This is a genomic window from Pseudomonas sp. 910_23, from assembly GCF_052850795.1.
The window spans coordinates 117,961-144,249 of the sequence record NZ_VXCZ01000001.1; the positions used below are offsets into that span (position 1 = coordinate 117,961).

At 61.0% G+C, this 26,289-nt stretch carries 24 protein-coding genes; 9 read left to right on the forward strand and 15 right to left on the reverse strand.

The features are described 5' to 3' along the window. Window positions 1–7: 7 nt before the first annotated feature. The 10 genes from FW800_RS00535 to FW800_RS00580 all read right to left on the reverse strand — a co-directional run bounded on the left by FW800_RS00535 (window position 8) and on the right by FW800_RS00580 (window position 9,640). Window positions 8–718, reverse strand: a complete 711-nt coding sequence (locus tag FW800_RS00535) for an ABC transporter permease (protein WP_032877354.1) — start codon at window positions 716–718, stop codon at window positions 8–10. Continuing rightward, window positions 715–1,443 (reverse strand): ABC transporter permease, encoded by a 729-nt coding sequence (locus FW800_RS00540; RefSeq protein ID WP_005785781.1) that lies wholly within the window; start codon window positions 1,441–1,443, stop codon window positions 715–717. Before FW800_RS00540 ends, FW800_RS00535 begins: the two co-directional genes overlap by 4 nt. Window positions 1,444–1,499: 56 nt before the next feature. Continuing rightward, window positions 1,500–2,279, reverse strand: coding sequence for a transporter substrate-binding domain-containing protein (locus FW800_RS00545; RefSeq protein WP_005785784.1), 780 nt, complete (start codon window positions 2,277–2,279; stop codon window positions 1,500–1,502). Window positions 2,280–2,526: 247 nt separating this feature from the next. Next, window positions 2,527–4,161 carry an ATP-dependent DNA ligase gene (locus FW800_RS00550; protein ID WP_446436757.1) on the reverse strand — a complete coding sequence of 545 codons (1,635 nt, stop codon included), beginning with the start codon at window positions 4,159–4,161 and terminating at the stop codon, window positions 2,527–2,529. Then, window positions 4,158–5,162, reverse strand: coding sequence for a ligase-associated DNA damage response exonuclease (locus FW800_RS00555; protein WP_446436758.1), 1,005 nt, complete (start codon window positions 5,160–5,162; stop codon window positions 4,158–4,160). Before FW800_RS00555 ends, FW800_RS00550 begins: the two co-directional genes overlap by 4 nt. A gap of 200 nt (window positions 5,163–5,362) precedes the next feature. Further along, window positions 5,363–7,804 carry a penicillin acylase family protein gene (locus FW800_RS00560; protein WP_446436759.1) on the reverse strand — a complete coding sequence of 814 codons (2,442 nt, stop codon included), beginning with the start codon at window positions 7,802–7,804 and terminating at the stop codon, window positions 5,363–5,365. Between the two features lie 162 nt (window positions 7,805–7,966). Further along, window positions 7,967–8,167 carry an SEC-C metal-binding domain-containing protein gene (locus FW800_RS00565; protein ID WP_003189235.1) on the reverse strand — a complete coding sequence of 67 codons (201 nt, stop codon included), beginning with the start codon at window positions 8,165–8,167 and terminating at the stop codon, window positions 7,967–7,969. Continuing rightward, window positions 8,164–8,646 (reverse strand): LEA type 2 family protein, encoded by a 483-nt coding sequence (locus FW800_RS00570; RefSeq protein ID WP_005785795.1) that lies wholly within the window; start codon window positions 8,644–8,646, stop codon window positions 8,164–8,166. Before FW800_RS00570 ends, FW800_RS00565 begins: the two co-directional genes overlap by 4 nt. A gap of 21 nt (window positions 8,647–8,667) precedes the next feature. Continuing rightward, complete coding sequence (locus FW800_RS00575; protein WP_446436760.1) at window positions 8,668–9,138, reverse strand: YchJ family protein; 471 nt, start codon at window positions 9,136–9,138, stop codon at window positions 8,668–8,670. 4 nt (window positions 9,139–9,142) lie between these two features. Beyond that, window positions 9,143–9,640, reverse strand: coding sequence for a DUF6231 family protein (locus FW800_RS00580; protein ID WP_032877349.1), 498 nt, complete (start codon window positions 9,638–9,640; stop codon window positions 9,143–9,145). Window positions 9,641–9,828: 188 nt separating this feature from the next. Between FW800_RS00580 and FW800_RS00585 the strand changes: the two genes are divergently transcribed. Next, entirely contained in the window at window positions 9,829–10,587 is a 759-nt protein-coding gene (locus FW800_RS00585) for a collagen-like triple helix repeat-containing protein (protein WP_078820485.1), read from the forward strand. A 444-nt stretch (window positions 10,588–11,031) separates the two neighbouring features. On the opposite strand, the gene FW800_RS00590 is transcribed toward FW800_RS00585, so the two are convergent. Beyond that, on the reverse strand, window positions 11,032–11,496 hold the full coding sequence (locus tag FW800_RS00590) for a CopD family protein (RefSeq protein WP_122735370.1): 465 nt from the start codon (window positions 11,494–11,496) through the stop codon (window positions 11,032–11,034). Between the two features lie 99 nt (window positions 11,497–11,595). Between FW800_RS00590 and dinG the strand changes: the two genes are divergently transcribed. The 6 genes from dinG (at window position 11,596) to FW800_RS00620 (ending at window position 20,046) form a co-directional block, all read left to right on the forward strand. Continuing rightward, window positions 11,596–13,740, forward strand: coding sequence for an ATP-dependent DNA helicase DinG (gene dinG / locus FW800_RS00595; RefSeq protein ID WP_005785803.1), 2,145 nt, complete (start codon window positions 11,596–11,598; stop codon window positions 13,738–13,740). Between the two features lie 88 nt (window positions 13,741–13,828). Further along, window positions 13,829–16,126 (forward strand): beta-galactosidase, encoded by a 2,298-nt coding sequence (locus tag FW800_RS00600; protein ID WP_446436761.1) that lies wholly within the window; start codon window positions 13,829–13,831, stop codon window positions 16,124–16,126. Between the two features lie 82 nt (window positions 16,127–16,208). Further along, window positions 16,209–17,354 carry an EstA family serine hydrolase gene (locus FW800_RS00605; RefSeq protein WP_032881067.1) on the forward strand — a complete coding sequence of 382 codons (1,146 nt, stop codon included), beginning with the start codon at window positions 16,209–16,211 and terminating at the stop codon, window positions 17,352–17,354. 142 nt (window positions 17,355–17,496) lie between these two features. Further along, on the forward strand, window positions 17,497–18,642 hold the full coding sequence (locus FW800_RS00610; protein WP_005785808.1) for an OmpA family protein: 1,146 nt from the start codon (window positions 17,497–17,499) through the stop codon (window positions 18,640–18,642). Between the two features lie 27 nt (window positions 18,643–18,669). Continuing rightward, window positions 18,670–19,317 (forward strand): pyridoxamine 5'-phosphate oxidase, encoded by a 648-nt coding sequence (pdxH, locus tag FW800_RS00615; RefSeq protein WP_032877344.1) that lies wholly within the window; start codon window positions 18,670–18,672, stop codon window positions 19,315–19,317. Window positions 19,318–19,581: 264 nt separating this feature from the next. Next, complete coding sequence (locus tag FW800_RS00620; protein WP_003189251.1) at window positions 19,582–20,046, forward strand: glycine zipper 2TM domain-containing protein; 465 nt, start codon at window positions 19,582–19,584, stop codon at window positions 20,044–20,046. Between the two features lie 75 nt (window positions 20,047–20,121). On the opposite strand, the gene nhaA is transcribed toward FW800_RS00620, so the two are convergent. Next, entirely contained in the window at window positions 20,122–21,297 is a 1,176-nt protein-coding gene (gene nhaA, locus FW800_RS00625) for a Na+/H+ antiporter NhaA (protein ID WP_005785813.1), read from the reverse strand. A gap of 215 nt (window positions 21,298–21,512) precedes the next feature. Here nhaA and FW800_RS00630 point away from each other — a divergent pair, with 215 nt between their 5' ends. Further along, window positions 21,513–22,607, forward strand: a complete 1,095-nt coding sequence (locus FW800_RS00630; protein ID WP_032877343.1) for a PLP-dependent cysteine synthase family protein — start codon at window positions 21,513–21,515, stop codon at window positions 22,605–22,607. A gap of 122 nt (window positions 22,608–22,729) precedes the next feature. On the opposite strand, the gene FW800_RS00635 is transcribed toward FW800_RS00630, so the two are convergent. Together FW800_RS00635 and FW800_RS00640 are read right to left on the reverse strand one after the other, a co-directional pair. After that, entirely contained in the window at window positions 22,730–24,343 is a 1,614-nt protein-coding gene (locus FW800_RS00635; protein ID WP_078820488.1) for an NAD(P)/FAD-dependent oxidoreductase, read from the reverse strand. A gap of 106 nt (window positions 24,344–24,449) precedes the next feature. Next, entirely contained in the window at window positions 24,450–25,121 is a 672-nt protein-coding gene (locus tag FW800_RS00640; protein WP_032877341.1) for a COG3650 family protein, read from the reverse strand. A gap of 136 nt (window positions 25,122–25,257) precedes the next feature. Between FW800_RS00640 and FW800_RS00645 the strand changes: the two genes are divergently transcribed. Further along, window positions 25,258–25,647 carry a hypothetical protein gene (locus tag FW800_RS00645; protein WP_446436762.1) on the forward strand — a complete coding sequence of 130 codons (390 nt, stop codon included), beginning with the start codon at window positions 25,258–25,260 and terminating at the stop codon, window positions 25,645–25,647. A 33-nt stretch (window positions 25,648–25,680) separates the two neighbouring features. Here the strand turns inward: FW800_RS00645 and FW800_RS00650 are convergent, their stop codons facing one another. After that, window positions 25,681–26,280, reverse strand: coding sequence for a short chain dehydrogenase (locus tag FW800_RS00650; RefSeq protein WP_446436763.1), 600 nt, complete (start codon window positions 26,278–26,280; stop codon window positions 25,681–25,683). Window positions 26,281–26,289: the final 9 nt, after the last annotated feature.

Below are 26,289 nucleotides of genomic sequence, written 5' to 3' on the forward strand. Positions count from 1 at the left end.
AGGCTCCTTAGTGGCTCGGCCCGAGAAAGGCCAGCCAGCGGCGCTCCGCCAGGCGGAACAGGCCGACCAGGGCAAAGGTCACCGCCAGGTAGATCAACGCGGCGATGCCAAATGATTGAAAGGTCATGAAGGTGGCGGAGTTGGCGTCCCGTGCCACTTTGAGGATGTCCGGGATCGTTGCGGTAAACGCCACCGTGGTCGAGTGCAGCATCAGGATCACTTCGTTGCTGTAATAGGGCAACGCACGGCGCAGCGCTGACGGCATGATCACGTAGGCGTACAACTTCCAGCCGCTGAGGCCGTAAGCCTTGGCCGCCTCGACTTCGCCATGGGCCATGCTGCGGATCGCCCCGGCGAAAATCTCCGTGGTGTAGGCGCAAGTGTTGAGCGCGAAGGCCAGGATGGTGCAGTTCATCGCGTCGCGAAAAAACGCATCCAGCAGCGGTTGTTCGCGTACGGCGGCAATGCTGTAGATACCGGTGTAGCAGATCAGCAACTGGATATAGAGCGGCGTACCGCGAAACAGGTAGGTGTAGAACTGCACCGGCCAACGTACCAGGCGCTTGCGCGAGACGCGGGCGATGGACAGCGGGATCGACACCAGAAAGCCGATGACCAGTGCAGCCGTCAGCAACCACATCGTCATGGCAAGGCCGGTGATGTGCTGGCCGTCGCTATAAAGGAAGGGGCGCCAGTATTCCTGCAATAGCTCGATCATCGCACTGCCTCCCGGGCGCCGGCGGAGTAGCGACGTTCCAGACGGCGCAAGACAAAGTTGGAGGCGCTGGTGATCAACAGGTAGATCAGCGCGGCGAGTACCAGGAAGTAAAACAGTTGATAGGTACTTTTGCCCGCATCCTGGGCGGCTTTCACCAGGTCTGCCAGGCCGATGATCGATACCAGCGCGGTGGCCTTGAGCATCACCATCCAGTTATTGCCGATGCCCGGCAGGGCGAAGCGCATCATCTGCGGGAAGGTCACGTAGCGAAACCGCTGCCCGCGCTTGAGCCCGTAAGCAGTGGCGGCTTCCAGTTGGCCGCGGGGCACGGCGAGGATAGCGCCGCGAAACGTTTCGGTGAAATAGGCACCGTAGATAAAGCCCAGGGTGATCACCCCGGCGCTGAACGGGTCGATCTCGATGTATTCCCATTCCATGAAGTCGGTAAAGCTGCTGAGCCAGGTTTGCAGGCTGTAGAAAATCAGCAGCATCAGCACCAGGTCGGGCACCCCGCGAATCAGCGTGGTGTAGAGCTGGGCGGGGATACGCAGGAACGGCAGGCTGGACAGTTTGGCGCTGGCGCCGAGCAGGCCCAGCAGTACGCTGACGGCCAGGGACAGCACCGACAACTTGATGGTCATCCAGGTGCCTTGCAGCAACAGCGGGCCGAAACCCTTCAAGCTGAGCGCGCTCAACCCGAGGGTTTGCAACAGTTCTTCGAACATAAATCAGGACCTATGGCGATAGAAAAGCGCCCCTGCAGGGAGGGGCGCTCCAGGCATTATTTGCCGCTGTACAGGTTCAAATCGCCAAAGTGTTTCTTCTGGATGGTGGCGTAGGTGCCATCATCGTGTAACGCTTTGATACCTTTATCCAAAAGCGCCTTCAGTTCAGTGTTACCTTTTTTGATACCGACAGCGGTTTTCGACGGCAGCAACGGGTCGTCAATGGCGGCGCTGACTTCATAACCGGCGCCAGCCGGCGACTTGAGAAAGCCCAGTTCGGCTTGCAGCATGTCCTGCACCGACGCGTCGAGGCGGCCGGAGGTCAGGTCGGCATACACCTGATCCTGGTTGGCGTAGGCCTTGGTGGTTACTCCGGCTTTGTCCAGCACGGCCTTGGCGTAGGCTTCCTGGATGGTGCCTTGCTCGTAGCCCACAGACTTGCCCTTGAGGGACTCAGGTGTCGAGTAGCCAGCCCCTTTCTTGAACACCAGCGACGTGGGGCCGGAGAACAGCTCGGTGGAGAAGTCGATTGCCTTTTCGCGCACCGGCGTTACGGTCATGGACGAAATCACGCCATCGAACTTGTTGGCCTTGAGGCCTGGGATCATGCCGTCGAAGTCACTTTCAACCCACTTGCACTTGACCTTCAGCTCCGCGCAGATCGCATTGCCCAGGTCGATATCGAAGCCCACCAGGCTGCCGTCGGCGGCTTTGGATTCGAACGGTGCGTAGGACGGGTCGACACCAAAACGCAATTCCTTGTATTCCTTGGCGGTAGCGACACCAGCGGCCATGCACAGAGCCAGTGCAGAAAGGGTCAGCAATGCTTTTTTCATTATGTATTCCCTGGAAACCAAGATAAGCGCTTGTGGCGCGTTTAGGACTGTTACTGAACGGTGTCAGACGCAGCACAAGTAGCAATTTCTGCACCATAGTTCCGGATGGGCTTTTTAAAAGGTGGGATAAGGCAAGGCTGAGTGTAGGAGATGCCCGAAAATGGGCATCTGAAAATGAGTGCACCATTGCAGGTCTGTGGGGATCCCAATGTGGGAGGGAGCAAGCCCCCGCCCACAGGGATTTATGTCAAGTCAGTAGGTCTTGCAGTGTGGCGAGGTTGTCAGCCTCTTCCACCGTCTTGTCCTGACGCCAGCGCAACATGCGCGGAAACCGCACCGCAATCCCGCTCTTATGCCGCTTGGACAGGGCGATACCCTCAAACCCCAATTCAAACACCATGCTTGGCGTCACGCTGCTGACCGGGCCGAACTTCTCCACGGTGGTTTTGCGCACAATCGCATCGACCTTGCGCATTTCCTCGTCGGTCAGCCCGGAATAGGCCTTGGCGAACGGCACCAACGTGCGCTCGCTGCCCGGCGGGCCGTCCCATACCGCGAAGGTGTAGTCGCTGTACAGGCTGGCGCGCCGGCCATGGCCGCGCTGGGCGTAGATCAACACCGCGTCGACGCTGAAGGGGTCGACCTTCCATTTGAACCACAGGCCCATGTCCTTGGTGCGGCCCACACCGTACAGGCCCTTGCGATCCTTGAGCATCATGCCTTCAACACCAAGGCTGCGAGAGGCTTCGCGTTGGGTCGCCAGCGCTGCCCAGGTTGGCCCCTCGATCAGCGGCGAAGGCAACAGCACCGGTTGGTTGCACGCGGCAATCACCTGTTCCAATTGCGTGCGGCGCTCGGCCTGGATGTGGTTGCGCCAGTCGTCGCCCTGATACTCCAGCAGGTCGTAAGCGAGCACGGCGACGGGCGCATCCTCAAGTACCTTTTTACTCAGGGTTTTGCGACCGATCCGCTGTTGCAGCAGCGCGAAGGGTTGCACCGCGTCTTTCCACACCACGATTTCGCCATCGATCACCGTGCCGTCGGGCAGGCCACTGACCAGGCTGTGAAGCTCGGGGAAACGCTCGGTCACCAACTCTTCGCCTCGTGACCAGATCCACAGGCGCCCCTCGCGCTTGACCAACTGCGCACGGATGCCATCGAACTTCCATTCCACCTGCCAGTCGGCGGGGGGGCCGAGCAGGCTGTCGAATTGCTCGACGGGTTGCGCCAGCCCGTGGGCGAGAAAAAACGGATATGGCTGCCCGCCACGTTGTGCATGTTCGTCGGATGATTCGGCAGCGATCAGCTTGAGATAACCCTCGGCTGTAGGGCGGTTGGACAGGTCGGTATAGCCCACCAACCGCTGCGCCACGCGCTTGCTATCCAGATTGGCCATGGCGGCAAGGGCGCGGGTAACCAGGAGTTTGGAGACGCCGACGCGAAAGCTGCCGGTGATCAACTTGATGCACACCATCAGGCTCGGTTGATCCAGTTGCGCCCATAACGCAGGCAGGCGCTCGGCAAGGTCCATGGGTGAAAGGCCGCGCAGAGGCAGCAGTTTTTCTTCCAGCCACACGGCAAGCCCGTCTTCAGAGCTGTAGGTCGATTCGGGGAGCAGCAGGGAGATGGTTTCGGCCAGGTCGCCTACGGACTGGTAGCTCTCTTCAAACAGCCACGGCTCGATGCTCGCCGCGTCAGTCGCCATATCCCTGAGCAAGCGTGTGGGCACCAGTTGCCGTGGTCGCCCGCCGGAGAGGAAGTACACCGCCCATGCTGCATCTTCCGGCGGCGCTTGCAGGAAGTAGGCTTGCAGGGCTGCGAGCTTGGCATTGCTGGAGGTGGTGGCGTCGAGGTTGGCGTACAACTCGGCGAAGGCTTTCATGCCGTGGCCTCTTCTTCGTCATCACCGTATTCGGTGCTGAAGCCCTGGGCGTCCAGGCCCTTTTCTCGCAGGTGGCGTACCAGCACGCCGACCGAACCGTGGGTAACCATCACCCGTTCGGCACCGGTTTGTTCGATGGCCCACAACAGCCCGGGCCAATCGGCGTGGTCCGACAGCACAAAGCCGCGATCCACCCCGCGCCGGCGTCGTGTACCGCGCAGGCGCATCCAGCCGCTGGCGAAGGCGTCGCTGTAGTCGCCAAAACGGCGCATCCAGGTGCTGCCGCCGGCGGAGGGCGGGGCGATGATCAAGGCTTGGCGCAGCAACGGGTCGGTCTTCTTGAAATCCCCGGCATACAGGGTTTCGGGAATGTAGATGCCGGCCTCGCGGTAGACCCGGTTCAACGGCTCGACGGCGCCATGGCTGAGGATCGGACCGATGCTGGCGTCGAGGCCATGCAGAATGCGCTGGGCCTTGCCGAAGGAATAGCAGAACAGCACGCTGGCCTTGCCAATGGCGATATTGGCCTGCCACCAGTCATTGATCCCGGCAAAGATCTGCGCTTGGGGCTGCCATCGGTAGATCGGCAGGCCAAAAGTGGATTCGGTGATAAAGGTGTGGCAACGCACCGGCTCGAAAGGCGCGCAGGTGCCATCGGGTTCGACCTTATAGTCGCCGGACGCGACCCAGACTTCACCCTGATATTCCAGGCGCACCTGAGCCGAACCGAGCACGTGACCGGCTGGATGGAAACTCAAGGTAACACCTTGATGCACCAACTGCTCGCCATAGGCCAGTGTTTGCAGGTTGATGTCCTGGCCCAGGCGCCAGCGCAGGATACCTTCGCCGGGGGTGGCGGCCAGGTAATGTTGGTTGCCGGTGCGGGCGTGGTCGCCGTGGGCGTGGGTGATCACGGCGCGCTCCACCGGGCGCCAGGGGTCGATATAGAAATCACCCGCAGGGCAATAGAGGCCTTCGGGGCGGGCGATGACGAGGTCCATGGGGTGACCGGGGAGATGGGCTTGTTAGTTATGAGGCGGGGCTGGTTGCAGAAGTTCTATCTGAATGCATGGGATCCAAATGTGGGAGGGGGCTTGCTCCCGATAGCAGTAGTTCAGTCAATGAATGTGTTGACTGTCACACCGCTATCGGGAGCAAGCCCCCTCCCACATTTGGATTCGGTTTCTGCTGGGAAACCGGGTTACTTGCCGGGCGTCAGGGTCAACCTAATCTTGCCATACACCTTTTCAAAGTTCTGCGGCTGCATCGGGAAGCTCAGGTATTGCGCCTTGAGCGCCGGGTCGATGCCGTTGGCATAGTTCGGGCTGGCCGGGTTGCCGGACTGGCCGATACCGCCCTGGCCCAGCATGGGTTCGGCCAGGCCGAAGTCGATGATCATGCGCAGCGCCGACACCTGGGTGGTGTTGAAATCCTCGCCCCAGTTATACGGCGCCGGGTTCAAGGTGTTGTGGTCGCCACCGCTGGCAAAGGGGCCGCGGATGACCTGGCCGCTGGTGTTTTTCCACGTGGTGCTGTGCAGCTTGCCCCACTGCCAGGCTTTGTTATCGGCACCCAGTTGGCTGTCACCGGCAGAGATAGCGGCGGCAAGCGTGCGGGCCAGGATCGCCGGTTTGTCTTCTTTTTGCGCGGTCCGCGTGTCATCCCAGAACGGGCTGTCTTCGCGGCCCAGCAGGTGGTCGGCGATGGCTGAGTAGGACAGGCTGGCGTTGCTGACAAAGGCTTTCCAGCTGGCGCTGCCTTGCGGGCCGAGTTTGTCGAGGAAAATCTGCCTGGCGCTTTCCTGCAGGAACAGCTCGTAGATTGCCGCGTCAGCCGAGGTTGGCGCAAGGCGACCATCGAATGCCATCAGGCGCTCCAGTGCTTCGCGAGCCTTGGCGCGCTCCGCTGGCGGCAGGGCGTCGATTGCCTGTTTGAGCGGCTGGGCCATGCCCGGGGCCTGGAACATGCTCTTGAGCTTGGCGGCGAAGGTCGTGGTCTGGTCGTATTGCATGGCAATCAGGCTGCGGCTGTCATGCTTGCCGGCACCGGCCAATTGCGCCAGACGTTCGCTGCGCTCCGGTGCGTCCCAGGAGTTGGACAACTGCATCCCGTAGCCACGCGGTGCGGTGCGCTGGTTGGCCGTGCCGATCCAGCCCTGGGCCGGGTCCTGGTCGTAGGGGTGCAGCATCGCATCGGCATAACCGTCCCAGTCAAAGCGCGTGTCCCAACCCGGCGATGGCAACAGGCCCTCGCCCTCGCGGCGGTTGGGGAAGCGGCCGGTGACTTGCCAGCCGATATTGCTGGCGTCGGCAAAGATCATGTTCAACGCGATGGCGCGAATCTCGCGAGTGGCGTCCGAGGCCTTGCCGGCGTTTTGCGCACGGGACAGGTCGAAGAACGCATCCAGGCTCTTGTCGTCCTTGAAATCGGCAGTCTGCAGGGCCAGGCCGAGACCGCTGGTGAGGGCCTGGCTGCTATTGAGCAGCGCGCCGTGACGGGTTTCGTACACCGTTTCGCGAATCGAGCGCTGGCCCTTGATGAAGAAGGTTTCGTTGCGCACGCCAGCCGGCAGCCATTTGCCGTTGTTCTCGTAGTACAACGCGCTGCCCTGGCGCTTGACCTTCTCCAGGAACAGGTCTTGGGTGTCGCCCTTGACCGTGCTCATGCTCCACGCCACCTTGCCGTTGAAACCGGATAGCAGGGTCGGCAGGCCAGCGATCGAGGCACCCACGGCCTGATATTTAGGTGCGCGAATCTGCACGTAGCTCCATGGCGACGGGGCTTGTGGCGTGGCGGCGATATCGTTGGCCAGCAGGCTTTTGCCGCTGCGGCTGCGTTGCGGGGCGATGGCCCAGTTGCTTGAGGTGGTGACCCCGAGCGTGTTGAGGCCGCTCAACTGCTGGCTTACCGTGTCCAGGGCGGCGAGGCCGCTGATCTGCCCCAGGTTCACGCCCTTGAGCTTGTCGGCCTCGGCCAGCGGCACGGCTTCGTCCGGCGCGCTTGGGATGAGCCAGGCGAGTTTGTCGACGCCGACCTTTTGCGCCAGCACCAAGGACGAAATCTCTTCCTGCAGGTTGCTCGACTCGCTGAAATTGAGCAGGCAGAACAGCAGCGCCGAGTCTTCCGGCTTCCAGTATTCGGGTGTGTAACCGCTTTGGGCCAGGTCCGCCGGCAGCTTGTCGCGATAGCGGAACAGGTAGGCATTGACGCCCCGGGCATACACTTCAAAGAAGCGCTTGAGGCGCGGCGACGAGGCGTTGTACAGCTCGCCCGCGCTTTTCTTGAGGTTGACCGCACGCATGAAACGGTCGACATCCAGCACTTGAGGCCCGGACATTTCCGCCAGGCGGCCCTGTGCCAGCAGGCGCAAGGTGACCATCTGGGTAATGCGATCGCTGGCGTGCACATAACCAAGGCTGAACAGCGCGTCGTGGAAGGTGTTGCTTTCGATCAGCGGCATGCCTTGGGCATTGCGGCGTATCGATACATTCTGTGCCAGGCCCTTGATTGGCTGTACGCCAGCCACGGGTGGCAGGGTGTCCTGGGTGTTCTGGAGCTGGCAACCCGCCAGGCCCAAGGCACTGGCCACTGCCGCGGCAACGCCGAACCGGGGAAGAAAGTGTAAGAGGGCTGGCGAGGCCATGGCAAAGCTCCTGCGGGGGGTAGCGTCAGTAAAGGCGCTACGTTAGTGAGCGCGGCGAAACGACGCAAGCGGGAGTTGTGTAATTGCGTGAGTGCTCAAGCTATGTGCAAATCAATGTAGGAGGGAGAAAGCCCCCTCCCACATTTTGATCATCAGTGCGGCTTATGCGCCATGGCACTTCTTGAATTTCTTCTCGCTGCCGCACGGGCAAGGATCGTTGCGGCCAACATCCTTCAAGGCGTTGCGCACCGGTTCCTGGTGAGCGTGGCCGCAGTTCGGCCCGTGGACATGGCCGTGGTCGTGATCATGGTGATCGTGATCGTGGTTGCAGTCAGGACCATGGACATGGGGTTGCTGAGTCATCGATGTTGCTCCGGAATAAAATCGCCGGGGATTATCTCGCCATTGTGAGCCACCTGCACGTCATTACCGATGAATAATCCGGTTTTCAGCTCGCCCTCCAGGCGATAGGGCACGGGGCGCTCGGGATTTTTCAGCATCTGCACCACATCGCGTACGCGTGGCCAGAGGTTGGTACGTACCGAGACCCGGAAGACTTTATGACCGCGCGGCGGCACGGTCAGCCATTCATTGGATTCGCCTTCGGTCAACACCAGATCGCCAAGGGTGACCTTGTAGATCAGGCCGCGCACGGTCAGGTCGGCATCGTCGCGGTTGTCCACGCGAAAGTAGAGTTTGAATTTCTGCTCCAGCAGCTTGGCGCGCACGACTTCGACCTTCACCAGCGATACGTGAGGCGGCGGCGAGTCATCTTCGAACCACGAGGCGCAGCCGGTCAGGCCCAGGGTTAACGCCAGCATCAAGCTATAAATCCGAAGCATGGCGTTATCCCTGTGAGTGAGTTAAAGGTAGCTGGAACAGCACTTCTTGAACTTCTGCCCACTGCCGCACAGGCACGGGTCATTACGCCCGGCCTTCAGTTCCACCGTCGGGTCTATGAAGTACCAGCGCCCCTCATTCTGTACGAAAGAAGACTGCTCGCGGTGGCTATGTTCGCCGGTGCTGTCATGCCAGCGCGCAGTAAAGGTGACGAATGCGTGTTCCGGCTGGCCGCCGAAGACCTCGGAGCTTTCCACCTCAAGGCCCAGCCAGGTGCTCTGCGCACTCCAGACGGCGATGGCGTCGCGGTCCAGACCGGCCTGTTGCGCGGGCAGGGTGGTGGCCACCAGGTAATCGACCAGGCCCAGCACATAGGCGCTGTAGCGCGAGCGCATCAACGCACTGGCACAGGGCGCCGGGTGGCCGGCGTGATAATGGCCGCAGCAGGCATCCAGCAGATTGCCGCTGCCGCACGGGCAAATGGATGTACTCATCGGGTTACCACCAATACTTTCCAAAATTCTCCGGGTTGGCCCAGAAGCGTGCGTTGAGCCAGTCGGGCACTTGTTTATAGTCAAGCAGATCATAGGTAAACAGCGTCAGAACTTGCTCATCGCGCTGGAATCGCTCGCCGGCTTGCAGTGCCAGGGAAAAGAAGTCGGTGTCCTTCCATTCGCAGGCGCGCAGGTCGACCAGCACCGCGATCCGGCTGGCATTGAGGTTTCGAATGCCGCCCAGAAGCGTCAGACCTTGAGGCTTGGGCAAGTGTTCAAGGCAATCGACTACCAGCGCCAAATCAAAACGCTGCGCTGCCAGTTCGGCAGGCAGTGGCCCAGGTGCGGCGACACAGACGTTCACATCCGGGTGCGCGGTTTTAAACGCCTCCAGCGCCGGAAACTGGCTGGCGCCCAATAACAGCAGGCGTTTGGGCTGGTGCAATTCAAGCAGGGCAGCCAGGGCTTGCTGGGGTGTACGGGAAGAAATTCCAGCGGTCATTGCAGATCCTCACATCAGGACGGTAGAGACTAGCGCGGCTGGGCGTGCGAGCCTAGGACATTGCGGTCAAGGCCGCGGCGGCTTGTACCGTACCTGCGGAAGTTTTTTGATCCTTCACTGGCAAATCGCCGGTAGAAGTCGTTACTGTGCGCTCAAAGAAAAATTTGAAAATACTCAGGAGCCCCATGATGCGTAAGGTTTTTCTGTTGGCCCTGTTGGTCAGCCCCATTGCCCTGGCCCAGAGCGTCAGTGTCGAAACCAACTCGTTGATGCGCCTGCCCAGCAGTACCAGCGTGTTGCAGCTTGAGCGCCTGGACGTGGCGGACTATGGCACTTTGCTGATTCCGGCCACTATCAGTCAGGTCACTGTGGATGAGTTGCACCTGGGGCGTGACGCACGCATCACCATTGTTCCCGGCGCTAGCGCGCTGCAAATGCAAGTGCGCCAGGCGCAACTGGAGCAGGGTAGCCAGATCACGTCCCGCGGCGCCCCCGGCACCCATGAAAAACCTGCCAAGGCTGGGCGTGACCTGACCTTGCGGATCAATTCCCTCACTGCTGAAGCGTTGTCGGTAGACGCCCGCGGCGGTGCCGGTGCCCAAGGGTACGCGGGCCTGGATGGCGCCAACGGCGTGGACCCAGGCTGCACCTGGGGTTCGGCCGGGCGCGGGTTTAACGGTGACAACGGCGGTGACGGCCTGCCGGGTGCGGCGGGTGCGCAGGTACGCCTGGAGTTGCCGCAGGACTTCCCGATTGAGCAAATCAAGGTCTGGGTGGACGGCGGTGCCGGTGGGTTGCCTGGCGTGGCGGGTAAACCTGGCAAGGGTGGGCAGTCCAAGGGCTGCCTGGTTTACCGCGCCGATGGTGGCGACAAGGGCCGGCCTGGTCTTGAAGGGCAGCCGGGGCCGGCTGGGCCTGCGGGGGCGGTGACTATTCAGCGGCTCTGAGTCGACTGTTCCGACTTGCCCCCGATGGCGGCCTTAGGGCCGACCAGGATGCTGGATCAGACCGAGTACATATCCGTTGTTTGGGTAACGGCTGCTATTGGTTCCGCCCTTACGGCGGGTCACTTTCGAAAAGCGCGAAAGTAACCAAAGCGCTCTTGCCCCACCACTCGGCACCTCGCTCAGGCTCGGTGTGCCCGTAATCCGCCAGGTATTTGGGGGGCCGCCGCCACGCGCCATCCATGGCGCGGGGCGGCTAAACCGGCATCCCTGCCGGTTTACCCCCCAAATCCCTGTCGAATTCCGGCCAGCGTGGTTTGACGGGGCGCTTAAGATCAAAAGCAGATCAAGATCAAGAGCGGCTCGCTTCGCATCGTGGTTACCGTTGGGTACGGCGAACTGTAGTTGTGTAGATATCCACACCCCGATGGCGATGCAAGCCTCGCCTCAGAACATCGGCCGGGCCGAAGCAATCGCCACCACCACCAACCCTACGATCAGATTAATCCCCACCAATTTGCGAATCTGCCCCAGCGCAGCCGCGCCCGCCGGCCAGTCCTCAGCCGCCACCGCCTTGCGCAGTTCCGGGAACTTCAACGCCTGGATACGAATAAACAGCGCGGTCATCACCAGATACAACCCCATCATCACCTGCACATAGCGCGGCGCGGTTTCAAAACCGTTGAAGCGCAGTTGCAGCAAACCAACGCCGCTGATCGGCAAAATCACGACCGCGACCCACACCCACACAAAAAAACGTTGAAACACATTTGCCCACAACTTGAGTCGGGCAGGGCCCTCAAGGGCCGCCATGGCGGCGGGTCGCAGGATCATCCAGGCGAAAAACATACCGCCGACCCAAATCAGGGCGGCCAGTACATGCAGGGTGTAAGCGAGGCTAAACGCGGTCATTGTGGTACTCCGTTCTGCGCGGGATTAATTAGCGGGGTATGATAGCGGCCGATCCGAACCACTGAAAATTTATCCAGCGTTTTTTGCGCCCGACTATCCATGATCAGCACTGAACTCAAAACCACGATCCAGGGCGCCTATTCGCGTTTTCTCGAAGCCAAGAGCTTGAAACCGCGCTACGGCCAACGCCTGATGATCGCCGAAGTGGCGAAAGTCCTCGGGGATATCGACACCGACGACGAAGGTCGCCGCGAGGGCGAACCCGCGGTTGTGGCCGTCGAGGCCGGCACCGGTACTGGCAAGACTGTGGCCTACAGCCTGGCCGCGATCCCCACCGCCAAGGCCGCCGGCAAGCGCCTGGTAATCGCCACCGCCACCGTCGCCCTGCAAGAGCAGATTGTCTACAAAGACTTGCCCGACCTGATGCGCAACAGCGGCTTGAGCTTTACCTTCGCCCTGGCCAAGGGCCGTGGCCGCTACATGTGCCTGTCCAAGCTCGACGTGTTGCTGCAGGAAGGCCATGCGCAAACCGCCACCGCGTCGCTGTTCGAAGAAGAAGGCTTCAAGATCGAGGTCGACGAGGCCAGCCAGAAGCTATTTACCAGCATGATCGAGAAACTGGCCGGCAACAAATGGGACGGCGACCGCGACAGCTGGCCCACCGCCCTGGAGGATTCCGACTGGGCGCGCCTGACCACCGACCACAGCCAGTGCACCAATCGCCATTGCCCCAATTTCGGCCAGTGCGCCTTCTACAAGGCCCGCGAAGGCATGGGCAAGGTGGATGTCATCGTCACCAACCACGACATGGTGCTGGCCGACCTGGCACTGGGCGGCGGCGCGGTGCTGCCCGATCCACGCGACACGCTTTATGTGTTCGACGAAGGTCACCACCTGCCGGACAAAGCCATCGGCCACTTCGCCCATTACACGCGCCTGCGTTCCACTGCCGACTGGCTGGAAACCACTGCCAAGAACCTCACCAAGTTGCTGGCCCAGCATCCGCTGCCCGGCGACCTGGGCAAGCTGATCGAGCAGGTGCCGGAGCTGGCGCGGGAGATCAAGACCCAACAGCAATTCATGTTCAGCGCCTGCGAACAGGTAGCCGACTTCAAGCCCGGCGAAGACGTCGAGGGCCGTGAGCGCCCGCGCCACCGTTTTGTCGGCGGCATGATCCCCGAGCACATGCGCGAAATGGGCATCGAGCTGAAGAAAGGCTTTTCACGCCTGACCGACTTGTTCACCCGCCTTACGGATTTGCTCAAGGAAGGCATGGATGGCGAGGTTAATATCGGCATCGCCAGCAACCAGGCCGAGGAGTGGTACCCGCTGTTCGGCAGCCTGTTGTCCCGCTCCCAGGGCAACTGGGAGCTGTGGACCGCGTTCACCGTGGAAGATCCGGAAGACAACCCGCCCATGGCCCGTTGGCTTACCCTGTCGGAAAGCGGTGCGCTGTTTGATATCGAGGTCAACGCCAGCCCGATCCTCGCCGCTGAAATGCTGCGCCGCAACCTGTGGAACGTGGCCTACGGCTGCCTGGTAACGTCGGCCACGCTGACCGCCCTGGGCACCTTTGATCGCTTCCGTATGCGCGCCGGCCTGCCGAAAAAGGCCGTTACCGCTGTGGTACCGAGCCCGTTTCATCATGCCGATGCCGGTGTGCTGCGCGTACCAGACCTCAAGGCTGACCCTCGGGATGCGGCTGCCCACACGGCGGCGATCATTCGCGATCTGCCGTCACTGGTGGAAGGTTCGCGCGGCACCCTGGTGCTGTTCTCGTCGCGCAAACAGATGCAGGACGTGTTCGATGGCCTCGACCGCGACTGGCGCAAACAGGTGTTTATCCAGGGCAACCTGTCCAAGCAGGAAACCCTGAACAAGCACAAGGCGCGGGTCGACGGCGGTGATTCCAGCGTATTGTTCGGCCTGGCAAGTTTTGCCGAGGGCGTGGACTTGCCTGGCGCTTATTGCGAACACGTGGTGATCGCCAAGATCCCGTTCTCGGTGCCCGATGATCCGGTCGAGGCCGCACTGGCCGAATGGATCGAAGCCCGTGGCGGCAACCCGTTCATGGAAATCTCGGTGCCGGATGCCTCATTGAAGCTGGTGCAGGCCTGCGGGCGCTTGCTGCGCACCGAGCAAGACCGCGGCACCATCACCTTGCTTGACCGCCGCCTGGTCACCCAACGCTATGGCAAAGCTATCCTCAATGCGTTGCCGCCGTTCAGGCGCGAAATTTCTTAAACCCCCGTGGGCGAATTCGCCCACTTTGTGGTCTATCTCATCACTATCACCAGGCCATTCACCGGCCGTTTGGGAGAACCTTGTTCGTATGATTCGCACGCTGCCCGCTCTTTTTGCCTTGCTGTTCGCTGCGCCGTTGATGGCCGCGCCTGCCGGGCAACAAACGCTGTTCAACTTCGTCCGGCCTGCCGATGTGGTCAAGGTGGCGACTCAGGACGCCAGCCTGCCCCAATACAACGCCGAACAAACTCCCGAAGGCGAGGTGCTGCGCCGTATCACCTTCAACCCGGCGGCCGAGCCAAGCCTGGTGCTCAGCCCGCAATCCGGTGTGTGGGACTGGTCGCAATCGAGCGCCATGAGCCTGCGTATCCAGAGCGCGATGAACTGGGCACTGACCCTCTACGTCAAGGTGCAGAGCGCCGACGGCAAGACCCTGGTCAGCCGCATCGACTTGCCGGCCGGGCCTGCGCAGACCCTGCTGGTACCATTGCAAGCCAACTCGCCACTGAGCCAGGGCATGAAGGCTGGTCCGCCGATGCCGATGACCGTGGATGGCCAGCGCGTATTGCTGGCCGGCAGTGCCGGCGAAATCGACCGCAGCCAGGTGGTGTCGGTGACCCTGTCGATGATCAAGCCCAATGCCGCCCAAAGCATCCTGCTGGAGCGCTTTGGCGTGCAGGACAGCGAGCCGGTAACGAAGGCCGCCTACAGCGAATTGGTCGATGCTTTTGGCCAGTCCACCCGGGCGCGCTGGCCGGAAAAGGTCAGCAGCGACGAGCAGCTCAAGGCGTCGGCTGCCAAAGAGCAACAGCAGCTCAAAACCTGGTTGGCTGAGCGAGACAAATCCTCCCTGGACCAATACGGCGGCTGGAACAAAGGCCCGGCGTTCGATTCCAGCGGTTTTTTCCGCACAGAGAAGCGCGACGGCCGCTGGTATCTGGTGACGCCTGAAGGTCATCCGTTCTATTCACTGGGGGTCAACACCGTGGCTGCGGATAACAGCCAGACCTACGTGGCAGGGCGTGAGTGGATGTTCGCGGCGTTGCCCAAGGCCGGCGAACCCTTCGACAAGTATTACGGCAGCAGCGATAACCGCACCGGCAACGGTGCCGGCGAAGGTCGCGGCTTTGGTTCGGGGCGTTGGTATGACTTTTATGGCGCCAACCTGCAGCGCACTTACGGCGGCGAGGGTTTGGACCAGAAGCGCTGGGTGACGCACACCCTGGACCGTCTGCAAGCCTGGGGTTTCAATACCGTGGGCAACTGGAGCGACGAGGACCTGGCCACTGCCGACCGCGTGCCTTATACCCTGCCGCTGTCGATTGTGGGTGACTACGCGAGCATCAGCACCGGCACCGACTGGTGGGGCGGTATGCCCGATCCGTTCGATCCACGTTTCGCGATGGCCACCGAACGCGCCGTGGCCATCGCCGCTCGTGATCACCGCGACGATCCGTGGTTGATCGGCTTTTTTGCCGACAACGAACTGGCCTGGGCCGGTCCTGGCGACGATGCAAAATCCCGCTACGCCTTGGCTTACGGCACCCTGCGCATGACCACCGATGTCCCGGCCAAGCGCGCGTTCCTCAAGCAGCTGCGTGACAAATATCGCAACGAGGAAGGTCTGTCCAAAGCCTGGGGTATTCAACTGGCGGGCTGGGAACTGATGGAAGACCCAGGCTTCGAGCCACCGATGCCCAGCCCTGAACACCCGGAAATCGAAGCTGACTTCAAGTACTTCCAGAAGACCTTCGCCGACGCTTACTTCAAGACCATTTCCGACTCGCTGAAGTGGCACGCGCCGAACCAACTGTTGCTGGGCGGCCGTTTTGCCGTGAGCACCCCGGAAGCAGTGGCGTCGTGCGCGCAGTATTGCGATGTGTTGAGCTTCAACATGTACACCCTAAAACCCCAGGACGGTTATGACTTCGCCGCCCTGCGTGCGCTGGACAAACCGGTGCTGATCACCGAATTCAACTTCGGCTCGGCCGACCGTGGTCCGTTCTGGGGCGGCGTGACGCAATTGGCCCGCGAAGAAGATCGCGGTACGGCGTACGCCACGTTCCTCAAGCAGGCCATGGCCGAGCCGTCGATTGTTGGCGTGCACTGGTTCCAGTACCTGGACCAGCCGGTCACCGGGCGTCTGCTGGATGGCGAAAACGGCCATTTCGGCCTTGTCGGCATCACCGATGTACCTTTCCAGGGCTTCGTTGACAGTGTGCGCAAGAGCAACCTGGCGGCGGTCGACCAGTTGGGCCGTGAGGCGCAAAAAGCCAAGGCGACCCGCACGGCGCGTGAAAGTGAAGGCGCCAAGCAGGGGCAGGGCGGCAAAGGCGCAGGGCAGGGCGCTGGACATGCCGGTGGGCACTCCGGCAACGGTCATTGATTCGTCGTTGACGGGTTCACAAAACCCACAATGGCTGAAAGAATGGCGGCCACTTTTCATGGTGCTTTGCGAGGGGAATCAGGTGCAGATTCAGGGTCATTACGAGCTGCAGTTCGAAGCGGTACGCGAAGCCTTTGCCGCATTGTTCGATGATCCCCAGGAGCGTGGTGCCGGGCTGTGTATCCAGGTAGGCGGGCAAACCGTCGTCGATCTGTGGGCCGGTACTGCCGACAAGGACGGAGCCGAAGCCTGGCACAGCGATACCATCGTCAACCTGTTCTCCTGCACCAAGACCTTCACGGCTGTCACTGCTTTGCAATTGGTGGCCGAAGGCAAGCTCAAGCTTGATGCACCGGTGGCTGACTACTGGCCGGAATTCGCGGCGGCGGGCAAGGAGGCGATCACATTGCGCCAGTTGCTCTGCCACCAGGCCGGGCTGCCGGCCATCCGCGAAATGCTGCCTACCGAAGCCCTGTATGACTGGCAACTGATGGTCGACACCCTGGCGGCCGAAGCGCCGTGGTGGACACCAGGCGAGGGGCATGGCTACGAGGCGATTACCTACGGCTGGCTGGTCGGCGAACTGTTGCGCCGCGCCGATGGGCGCGGGCCGGGTGAGTCGATCGTGGCACGGGTCGCACGGCCGCTGGGGCTGGACTTCCACGTTGGCCTGGCGGATGCAGAGTTTTATCGGGTGGCCCATATAGCGCGCAGCAAGGGCAATATGGGGGATGAGGCCGCGCAACGGTTACTTCAAGTAATGATGCGCGAACCGGCGGCGATGACCACACGGGCATTTGCCAATCCACCGTCTATTCTGACCAGTACTAATAAGCCCGAATGGCGACGCATGCAGCAGCCCGCGGCAAATGGTCACGGTAATGCGCGCAGCCTGGCCGGGTTTTATAGCGGTTTGTTGGACGGTAGTTTGCTGGAAAGCGACATGCTCGAACAATTGACCCGCGAACACAGTATTGGGCCGGATAAAACCTTATTGACCCAAACCCGTTTCGGCCTGGGCTGTATGTTGGATCAACCGCAGCTGCCCAATGCCACGTTCGGCCTCGGGCCACGCGCTTTCGGGCATCCCGGCGCAGGGGGCTCAGTGGGTTTTGCCGACCCTGAACATGATGTAGCGTTCGGTTTTGTGACTAATACCCTGGGCCCTTACGTACTTATGGACCCGCGTGCGCAGAAGTTGGTCGGAATATTGGCCGGTTGTCTATAAACCCCTTGCTGTTTCACAATTTTTTGTTACAAAGGCAAGTATAAAAAGATGCTGAACGACATGTTGTAACTTGAATGTTCTTTAAGCGTCTGTTTAACGGGTCATCAGGCCCCCTGGTTTTTTCTCATTTTGTGGATATCTCATGTTATCGAACAAGTCCTTGGCACTGGCGCTGTGCCTCACTATTACAGGTTGCGCACAAACTCCACAAAATGATGCCGAAGGTGGGCATTGGTGGTCATTTGGATCGGACAAGGCTGCGACCAAGGACGCAGTGACCCAAACCGACGCCAAGCCGGATGCCAAGCCAGCTGCCGGCGCCAAGCCTGTTGAACCTGTCGCCGCTGCTGCTGCACCTGCTTCGCCCGCCAAGGCTGATACCGGCTACAGCTGGTGGCCGTTCTCCACCAAGAGTGCCGAAGAAAAAGCCGCCGATGCCAAGGCCGACCTGAAAGCCGACCTGAAGGCCGCAACCCCGACTTCCGACGCGGCACCTGTCGTCGCCAAGACCGACGCCGAACCCCGCTGGTGGTGGCCGTTCGAAAGCAAGCCAAAGCCGTTGGCCAAGGTCGACGTGACCAATGTGCCAATGCCTGACCCGAAAATCACCCAAGCCTGGCTGGACGACTACGAGCCACGCCTGCGCGAGGCCATCAAGGGCAGTTCGCTGCAACTGGAGCGTCGCGACAACGTGCTGGTCGTGATTGCCCCGGTAGACGGTTCCTACAACCCGAAGCGTCCGGCGATGCTGCTGCCGGTGACTTTGGGCCCGTTCACTCGTGTGGCCAAGGCCGTTGAGGCTGATCCCAAGACCGCCGTACTGGTTCTGGGCCACGTCGATGCCACCGGCAGCGCTCCTGCGAGCCAGGCGTTGAGCAAGGAGCGGGCGCAGTCGATTGCTTCGATCTTCAGCCTTAGTGGTTTGAAGCAGGACCGCTTGATGCTGCGTGGCATGGGCGACCTTATGCCGCGTGCCGCCAACGACAGCAACCAGGGGCGTGCGCTGAATCGTCGCATGGAAATCATGTTCACTCAGCGTACAACGATGCTTGCACTGCTGAGCCAGTACAATTCGGGCAAGACGCCACCGGTTGCTGAAATGGTTGCCGTGCAGAATGCTCCAGCCCCGGCACCAGCGGCAAAAGCACCAGCCAAGAAGGCTCCGGCCAAGAAAGCGGCCGCCAAGCCAGCGGCTAAAAAGGCCGCGGCCAAACCTGCTGCGAAGAAGCCGGCTGCAACCAAAGCCAAGGCTGCTGCACCCGCTTCGAACGACCAGGCGAAAAACTGAGCCGTTGAACCATAAGGATAAAGCCGCATGACCCAGGCACTGGCTGATATGCGCCGTGACTACACACGGGACGGTTTGAGCGAGGCCCAGGCCCCCGGCGAGCCGTTTGCGTTGTTCCACCAATGGTTTGGCGACGCGGTGAAAACCGAACAGCCGCCGGTGGAGGCCAATGCCATGACCCTGGCGACGGTCGACCAGGACGGTCGCCCGCACTGTCGCATCCTGTTGCTCAAGGGCCTGGATGCACAGGGCTTTACCTTCTTCACCAACTACCAGAGCGCCAAGGGTGAGCAACTTGCGGCGCGGCCGTTTGCGGCCATGACGTTCTTCTGGCCGACCCTGGAACGCCAGGTGCGTATTGAAGGGCGCGTGGTCAAGGTCACCCCTGAAGAGTCGGATGCCTATTACCAGGTGCGCCCGTTGGGCAGCCGCCTCGGCGCCTGGGCATCCCCGCAGAGCAGGGTCATTCGTGACCGTGAAGAGCTGCACGATCTGCTCAAGGCCACCGAACAGCGTTTCAGCGATACCCAGCCCGATTGCCCCGAGCATTGGGGTGGGTACCGTTTGCTGCCCGAGCGCATCGAGTTCTGGCAGGGCCGCGCCAGCCGCCTGCATGATCGTCTCAACTATCGTGTACAAGACGCTCAATGGATCCGCGAGCGTCTGGCGCCTTGAGCGTCACCTTTCGTCATTGCGCCTGAATCATGCCCATTGCGCCGACGTCTCTATTCAGGAGACTTCGGCGCTTTTGATTGTGCGGCTACAATGATCAAGCAGCTGATGGCACCGTTGCGCCCCCCAGCCAGGATACCGTTCGTCGTGTTTTCTGGTGCTGGCAGTCTGTACTCAGGCTGAATGAAAGCAATTTTCTGCCCGGCTTGCCGTGACAGGCGCCAAGCCACAGCGTTTAATGAATACCTGTCCTTTGGAGTTGATGCTATGCGTAAGTCCGTTTTACTAGTTGCCTGCTTTACCACCCTGTCATTGCTGTTGGGTGGCTGCGCCTCGAGTCTGACCGGCGACTCGTACTCCCGTGATGAGGCGCGTCGCGTTCAGACCGTGCGCATGGGTACCATCGAATCCCTGCGTCCGGTGAAAATCGAAGGCACCAAGACCCCAATCGGCGGCGCTGCTGGCGCAGTCATCGGTGGTGTTGGCGGCAGCGCCATCGGTGGCGGCCGTGGCAGCATCGTCACCGCTGTAATCGGCGCGGTCGCGGGCGGCCTGCTGGGCTCGGCCACCGAAGAAGGCCTGACCCGCACCCAGGGCGTGGAAATCACCGTGCGCGAAGACGACGGCAGCATGCGCGCCTACGTACAAGCCGTGCAGGAAAATGAAATCTTCCGCATCGGTGACCGCGTACGCATCATGACCGTTGACGGTACCAGCCGCGTTACTCGCTAAGCGGTAAGTAATCGGGCAAAGAAAACCCCAACCGGGTGACCGGTTGGGGTTTTTTTATGCTGCTTTCCCAGGGGCTCAGGCTTTTTTGCGACTCGCCATCGCCGTCACCGCATACCCGATAAAGGCTGCCAGGATCGATCCGGTCAGAATCCCCATGCGGTCTTCACCGGCAAACTCGCTGGCACCCGGCACAAACGCCAGGGAGCCGACAAACAGGCTCATGGTGAAGCCGATACCGCACAGAACAGCCACGCCAAGAACCTGGCCCCAGTTGGCGCCGCTGGGCAGGGACGCGATACCAGTCTTGATCGCCAGCCAAGTGAGGCCGAACACACCGATGGTCTTGCCGATCAACAGGCCGGCGGCGATGCCCATGGGCACGGAGTGAGTGAAGCTCTCCAGACTCACGCCGGTGAGGGAAACCCCGGCATTGGCGAACGCGAACAACGGCAGGATGGCGTAGGCCACCCACGGGTGCAGGGCGTGCTCCAGGGTCAGCAGCGGTGAGGTTTCGGCGTTCCGGGTGCGCAGTGGAATGCAGAATGCCAGGGTCACGCCGGCCAGTGTGGCATGCACACCGCTCTTGAGTACGCACACCCACAGGATCAGGCCGATGATCAGGTAAGGCCCAAGCTTGATCACGCCCAGGCGATTCATCGCAATCAAGGCAATCAAGCAAGCCCCCGCGCCCGCCAGGGACGCGCCGGACAAGTCAGCGGAATAGAACAGTGCGATGACGATGATGGCGCCGAGGTCATCAATGATTGCGAGGGTCATCAGGAACAACTTCAGCGACACCGGTACGCGCTTGCCCAGCAGTGCCAGCACGCCCAGAGCGAACGCGATATCCGTGGCCATCGGGATCGCCCAGCCGGCGAGGGCGGCCGGGTTGTCCTTGTTCAGCGCCCAGTAGATCAGCGCCGGCACCACCATGCCGCCGATGGCCGCCGCGCCGGGCAGCACAACCTGGGAAGGCTTGGAGAGGTGACCATCGAGCAGTTCGCGTTTGACCTCCAGGCCGATCAGCAGGAAAAACAGAGCCATCAGGCCGTCGTTTATCCACAGCAGTGCCGGCTTGGCGATTTTCAACGCGCCGACCTGGGCAACCACAGGTGTATCGAGAAACGCGTTGTACAGGTGCGACAACGGTGAGTTGTTGATGATCAGCGCCAAAGCGGCAGCGGCGATCAACAACAGACCACTGGCGGCTTCCAGCTGGAAGAAACGAGTAAAAGTGCTACGCAGAGGCAAGGGATGCTCTCCATTTGAGGTTCAATAGGTGGGTACCCTAACCCGTACAGTTAGTTGTTAAAACAAAAGTTATATTCTTATTTGTTATAAGAAATGAGTCGTGTTGTAGATGCGTAAAAGACTAGCAGTTGTGTGTCAAATTGAGTCGGTACTGTATCTGTGTGGGGTGTACGAAACATCTTAAGATTCAGGCTGAAAACCTTAGAGAGTCCACCATGAGCGACCACCGTACCTGGGCCCGCGAAGCCATTCGCATCATTGAAGCGGACTTCCAGCGGAGCGCCGACACCCACCTGATCCCGTTGCCGTTACCTGGGTTGCCCGGCATCGAGTTGTACTTCAAGGACGAATCCAGCCACCCCACAGGCAGCCTGAAACACCGGCTGGCTCGCTCGCTGTTTTTGTACGCGCTGTGCAATGGATGGCTCAAGCCGGGCGCCCCGGTGATCGAAGCGTCCAGCGGTTCCACAGCCATCTCTGAAGCCTACTTCGCTCGCCTGTTGGGGTTGCCGTTCATTGCCGTCATGCCGGCCACCACCTCCCAGGAAAAGATCGCCCAGATCGCCTTCTACGGTGGCAAGAGCCATCTGGTTCAGGACCCGACGCAGATCTACGCCGAATCCGAACGCCTGGCCCAGGAAAGTGGTGGTCACTTCATGGACCAGTTCACCTACGCCGAGCGTGCTACCGACTGGCGCGCAAACAACAACATTGCCGAATCGATCTTCCAGCAGATGCGCTTCGAGCAGCACCCGGAGCCCAGTTGGTTGATTTCCAGCCCCGGCACTGGCGGCACCACCGCGACACTGGGCCGCTACGTACGTTATCGCCAGCATTGCACCCGCGTGCTGTGTGCCGATGCCGAGCGCTCGGTGTTTTTCGACTTCTACCAGAGCGGCGACGCCAGCCTGCGCCTGGAGTGTGGTTCGCGAATCGAAGGGATTGGTCGCCCGCGTGTCGAGGCGTCGTTTCTGCCGGCGGTGATTGATGCGATGGTCAAGGTGCCAGACGCCTTGTCATTGGCGGCCATGCATTACCTGGCTGGGCGTTTGGGACGACGGGTCGGCGGTTCCAGCGGGACCAACCTGATCGGCGCGTTGGTGGCAGCGCACCAGATGAAAGCGGCGGGAGAATCAGGCTCGATCGTAGCGATCTTGTGTGATGGCGGCGAGCGTTATGCCACGACCTATTACGATCAGGCGTGGTTGGCGGGGCAGGGGTATGAGTTGGAGAGCTTGATCGCGGCGGTGGCTGCGAGTGTCGAGCAGGGCGAGTCGCTGCCCGAAACGATCCTGCGCGCCAATATCTGACCCGGCGCAAATCAAAATGTGGGAGGGGGCTTGCTCCCGATTGCGGTGTGTCAGTCAAAAATACTGTGACTGAACCACTGCTATCGGGAGCAAGCCCCCTCCCACTTTGTATTGCGCTGTGCTCAGGCCTCGATGCCGAGCATATCCCGCGCCAACGCCTCGGCAATCCGAATCCCGTCAACACCCGCCGACAGAATCCCGCCGGCATAACCGGCGCCTTCCCCGGCTGGGAACAGGCCTTTTACATTCAGGCTCTGCATCGACTCATCGCGGGTTATGCGCAGCGGTGATGATGTGCGGGTCTCGATCCCCGTCAACACCGCATCGTGCAGCGAATAGCCTTTGATCTGCTTTTCGAACGCCGGCAACGCTTCGCGGATGGCTTCGATGGCGAAGTCCGGCAAGGCCAGGGCCAGGTCGCCCATTGACACGCCGGGCTTGTAGGACGGCTCCACGCTGCCGATGGCGGTGGAAGGTTTGCCGGCGATAAAGTCACCCACCAGTTGCGCGGGCGCCTCGTAGTTGCTGCCGCCGAGGATGTAGGCGTGGGACTCCAGGCGCTCCTGCAACTCGATACCGGCCAGCGGGCCGCCCGGGTAATCCACCTCGGGGGTGATGCCGACCACTATGCCGGAGTTGGCGTTGCGTTCATTACGCGAATACTGACTCATGCCGTTTGTCACGACGCGGTTCGGTTCTGAGGTCGCAGCCACCACGGTACCGCCAGGGCACATGCAGAAACTGTAGACCGAGCGACCATTCTTGGCGTGGTGCACCAGCTTGTAGTCCGCTGCGCCCAGTTTCGGATGGCCTGCGTATTTGCCCAGACGTGCGGCGTCGATCAGCGACTGCGGGTGTTCGATACGGAAGCCCACCGAGAACGGCTTGGCCTCCATGTACACGCCGCGATCATGGAGCATACGGAAGGTGTCACGGGCGCTGTGGCCCAGGGCAAGAATCACGTGCCTGGAAAGGATCTGCTCGCCGCCGTCGATGACCACGCCGTTCAACTGCCCGTCTTCGATCAACACATCAGTGACCCGTTGTTCAAAGCGGACTTCACCGCCCAGGGCGATGATTTGCTCGCGCATGTTCTCTACCACGCCAGTCAGGCGGAAAGTGCCGATATGCGGCTTGCTGACATAGAGGATCTCTTCCGGTGCACCGGCCTTGACGAACTCGTGCAGCACTTTGCGGCCGTGGAATTTCGGGTCCTTGATCTGGCTGTACAGCTTGCCGTCGGAGAAGGTCCCGGCACCGCCTTCACCGAACTGCACGTTGGACTCGGGGTTGAGCACGCTTTTACGCCACAGGCCCCAGGTGTCCTTGGTGCGTTGGCGCACTTCTTTGCCGCGTTCGAGGATGATCGGCTTGAAGCCCATCTGCGCCAGCAGAAGCCCGGCGAAGATCCCGCAGGGGCCAAAACCCACCACGATCGGCCGTTCAACCAAGCCTGCCGGCGCCTGGCCCACGACCTTGTAGCTGACATCCGGCGCGGGATTGACGTTGCGGTCATCGGCAAACTTGAGCAGCAGGGCGGCTTCGCCCTTGACGTTCAGGTCGACGGTGTAGATGAAGCACAGCTCCGACGACTTTTTACGGGCGTCGTAGCTGCGTTTGAACAGGGTGAAATCGAGCAGGTCATCACTGGCGATGCCCAGGCGCTGCACGATGGCAGGCCGCAGGTCTTCTTCGGGATGGTCGATGGGCAGCTTGAGTTCGGTGATTCGTAACATGACAGGATCCGGTAGGCGGCGGGCAAGGAGGCCGGCTGTTTTGCAAACCGGCGATTATAAGCCCCAAAGGTGGTTTTCCGTCAGGTTAAAACAGCCCAAGGCACAATCAGTCGTCCCGGGAGCCGCCAAACGCCGCGCAGCCACGCTGCACCTGGCCGTTCACCCGCAACTCGGCGCTCATGTGTTGCAGGCTGCCGCTCACGCTGTCGACGCAGCGCTGGGGCGCCACCCACAGTTCGATGTGCTGGTTATTGGCTTCGGTCATCAGGTTGAAGCGCCCATCGCCCAGTTGTTCTTCGACGTAGGGTACCGCCAGCGGTGGCTGGCCTTCGCGTTCCAGCACCATGCCCTTGGCTGTGACATTCATTGCCCAGGCCGGCTTATGGCCGTTGGCGCGCAGGATCATGCGCTTGAAGTCCGGATCGTCGCAGGCTGAGGTCGAGCGCTCTACGCGATAGAGTTGTTGCAGGTCGAGCGAACCCTGGGTGCCGCTGGCAACCCCGGAAAACTTGCCGCGCAGGTCGGCAAACAACGCGCCTTGCTGGCCGGCCAGGGACGCGGCTTCCTGCAGGATGCTGGTGCCGCCGGTGTCGTTGACCACATAGTTGCGTTTGTCGCCGCACGGTTGGAACAACAATTTGCCCTCCACAGCGGTCAACTCACCCTGCATACGGGTCAGCCCGGCAGTAGACGGTTTGGCCGGCTCGCTCTCGAACATCTGGCAAGCGGTGAACAGGGGCAGCAGGGCAAACAGTGCAAGAGTACGAGCGGCGCGCATTGATCGGGTCTCCAAAACAAGTGCCGCCACGTTACGCAGCCTCGCGTCGCACCACAAGTCTGTAAACAGCTCGAAACCAATACCTGCGGCATACGTCAGCCTTTAAGCCTTTACTGATGCAAGGACGGGGGGCGGTATGCAAGGGTTGATGACTTTGCCTGGGAGAGTTGCGATGACAAATAAATGGAGCGCATATGGACTGCTGTTTGCCAGCGTTTCGGTGTTTGCTGAGGACGCCGCGAGGTTGGAGTATTCGTCGGCTAATGACTTCACCGAGATCTCGCTTGAACTCAAGAGTATCCACAATCTGAATGCGGATACCGTATCGGCCAGCATTACGTTAAGCGAAGAGGCCAAGGCGCGTACCACAGCCATTACCACGCTGACCTACGGAAAGCAGATGACGCTTTATATCGATGGTCGCCGTTTATACACCAGCCACGTTCAAGGGATTATGGGGGGCAGCTTCAGAGTAGCCGTGCCCAAAGACTTGGCTGCGGAATGGGCAACTCGGTACCTGCACTAAAGGTGGCAGGTACCGAGAACCTTCTTTGGCAGGTCAGCCCACGATAAAGGTCTGCCCTGTCTGCAAGCCCTCGACACTCTTCGCGTAGGCCAACGCCACATCTGCACCAGGCACCGGTTTGTACCCACGAAAGTATGGAGCGTAGCTGCCCATGGCTTCCAGCAGCACTGTCGGGCTCACCGAATTGACACGCAAGCCCCGTGGCAACTCGATCGCCGCGGCTTTGACAAAGGCATCCAGCGCGCCGTTGACCAGCGCGGCCGAGGCACCGGTACGGATCGGGTCGCGGTTGAGAATGCCGCTGGTGAACGTAAACGAGGCACCGTCATTGGCGTATTCGCGCCCGATCAGCAGCAGATTGACCTGGCCCATCAGCTTGTCACGCAGGCCCAGTTCGAAATCGCTGTCGCTCATCTCTCCCAGTGCCACGAAGTTCACACTGCCTGCGGCGCAGATCAGGGCGTCGAACTTGCCGGCTCGCTCGAACAGCCTGCGTATCGAGGCGCTATCGCTGATGTCCACCTGGAAGTCGCCGCTGGTACGGCCGATGCTGATCACTTCGTGGCGTTGCGCCAACTCTGCCTTGACCGCTGAACCTATGGTGCCGCTGGCACCAATCAATAGGATTTTCATCGTGCTGTT

What these genes read in the sequence shown, in the direction of transcription:
- FW800_RS00630 (WP_032877343.1), top strand. Translation starts at nt 21,513, where the DNA reads ATGAGCGACCACCGTACCTGGGCCCGCGAAGCCATTCGCATCATTGAA.
- FW800_RS00535 (WP_032877354.1), bottom strand. Translation starts at nt 718, where the DNA reads ATGATCGAGCTATTGCAGGAATACTGGCGCCCCTTCCTTTATAGCGAC.
- FW800_RS00600 (WP_446436761.1), top strand. Translation starts at nt 13,829, where the DNA reads ATGATTCGCACGCTGCCCGCTCTTTTTGCCTTGCTGTTCGCTGCGCCG.
- FW800_RS00540 (WP_005785781.1), bottom strand. Translation starts at nt 1,443, where the DNA reads ATGTTCGAAGAACTGTTGCAAACCCTCGGGTTGAGCGCGCTCAGCTTG.
- FW800_RS00555 (WP_446436758.1), bottom strand. Translation starts at nt 5,162, where the DNA reads ATGGACCTCGTCATCGCCCGCCCCGAAGGCCTCTATTGCCCTGCGGGT.
- FW800_RS00575 (WP_446436760.1), bottom strand. Translation starts at nt 9,138, where the DNA reads ATGAGTACATCCATTTGCCCGTGCGGCAGCGGCAATCTGCTGGATGCC.
- pdxH (WP_032877344.1), top strand. Translation starts at nt 18,670, where the DNA reads ATGACCCAGGCACTGGCTGATATGCGCCGTGACTACACACGGGACGGT.
- FW800_RS00580 (WP_032877349.1), bottom strand. Translation starts at nt 9,640, where the DNA reads ATGACCGCTGGAATTTCTTCCCGTACACCCCAGCAAGCCCTGGCTGCC.
- FW800_RS00545 (WP_005785784.1), bottom strand. Translation starts at nt 2,279, where the DNA reads ATGAAAAAAGCATTGCTGACCCTTTCTGCACTGGCTCTGTGCATGGCC.
- FW800_RS00635 (WP_078820488.1), bottom strand. Translation starts at nt 24,343, where the DNA reads ATGTTACGAATCACCGAACTCAAGCTGCCCATCGACCATCCCGAAGAA.
- FW800_RS00585 (WP_078820485.1), top strand. Translation starts at nt 9,829, where the DNA reads ATGCGTAAGGTTTTTCTGTTGGCCCTGTTGGTCAGCCCCATTGCCCTG.
- FW800_RS00640 (WP_032877341.1), bottom strand. Translation starts at nt 25,121, where the DNA reads ATGCGCGCCGCTCGTACTCTTGCACTGTTTGCCCTGCTGCCCCTGTTC.
- FW800_RS00590 (WP_122735370.1), bottom strand. Translation starts at nt 11,496, where the DNA reads ATGACCGCGTTTAGCCTCGCTTACACCCTGCATGTACTGGCCGCCCTG.
- FW800_RS00645 (WP_446436762.1), top strand. Translation starts at nt 25,258, where the DNA reads ATGCAAGGGTTGATGACTTTGCCTGGGAGAGTTGCGATGACAAATAAA.
- FW800_RS00570 (WP_005785795.1), bottom strand. Translation starts at nt 8,646, where the DNA reads ATGCTTCGGATTTATAGCTTGATGCTGGCGTTAACCCTGGGCCTGACC.
- dinG (WP_005785803.1), top strand. Translation starts at nt 11,596, where the DNA reads ATGATCAGCACTGAACTCAAAACCACGATCCAGGGCGCCTATTCGCGT.
- FW800_RS00650 (WP_446436763.1), bottom strand. Translation starts at nt 26,280, where the DNA reads ATGAAAATCCTATTGATTGGTGCCAGCGGCACCATAGGTTCAGCGGTC.
- FW800_RS00560 (WP_446436759.1), bottom strand. Translation starts at nt 7,804, where the DNA reads ATGGCCTCGCCAGCCCTCTTACACTTTCTTCCCCGGTTCGGCGTTGCC.
- FW800_RS00610 (WP_005785808.1), top strand. Translation starts at nt 17,497, where the DNA reads ATGTTATCGAACAAGTCCTTGGCACTGGCGCTGTGCCTCACTATTACA.
- FW800_RS00550 (WP_446436757.1), bottom strand. Translation starts at nt 4,161, where the DNA reads ATGAAAGCCTTCGCCGAGTTGTACGCCAACCTCGACGCCACCACCTCC.
- FW800_RS00620 (WP_003189251.1), top strand. Translation starts at nt 19,582, where the DNA reads ATGCGTAAGTCCGTTTTACTAGTTGCCTGCTTTACCACCCTGTCATTG.
- FW800_RS00565 (WP_003189235.1), bottom strand. Translation starts at nt 8,167, where the DNA reads ATGACTCAGCAACCCCATGTCCATGGTCCTGACTGCAACCACGATCAC.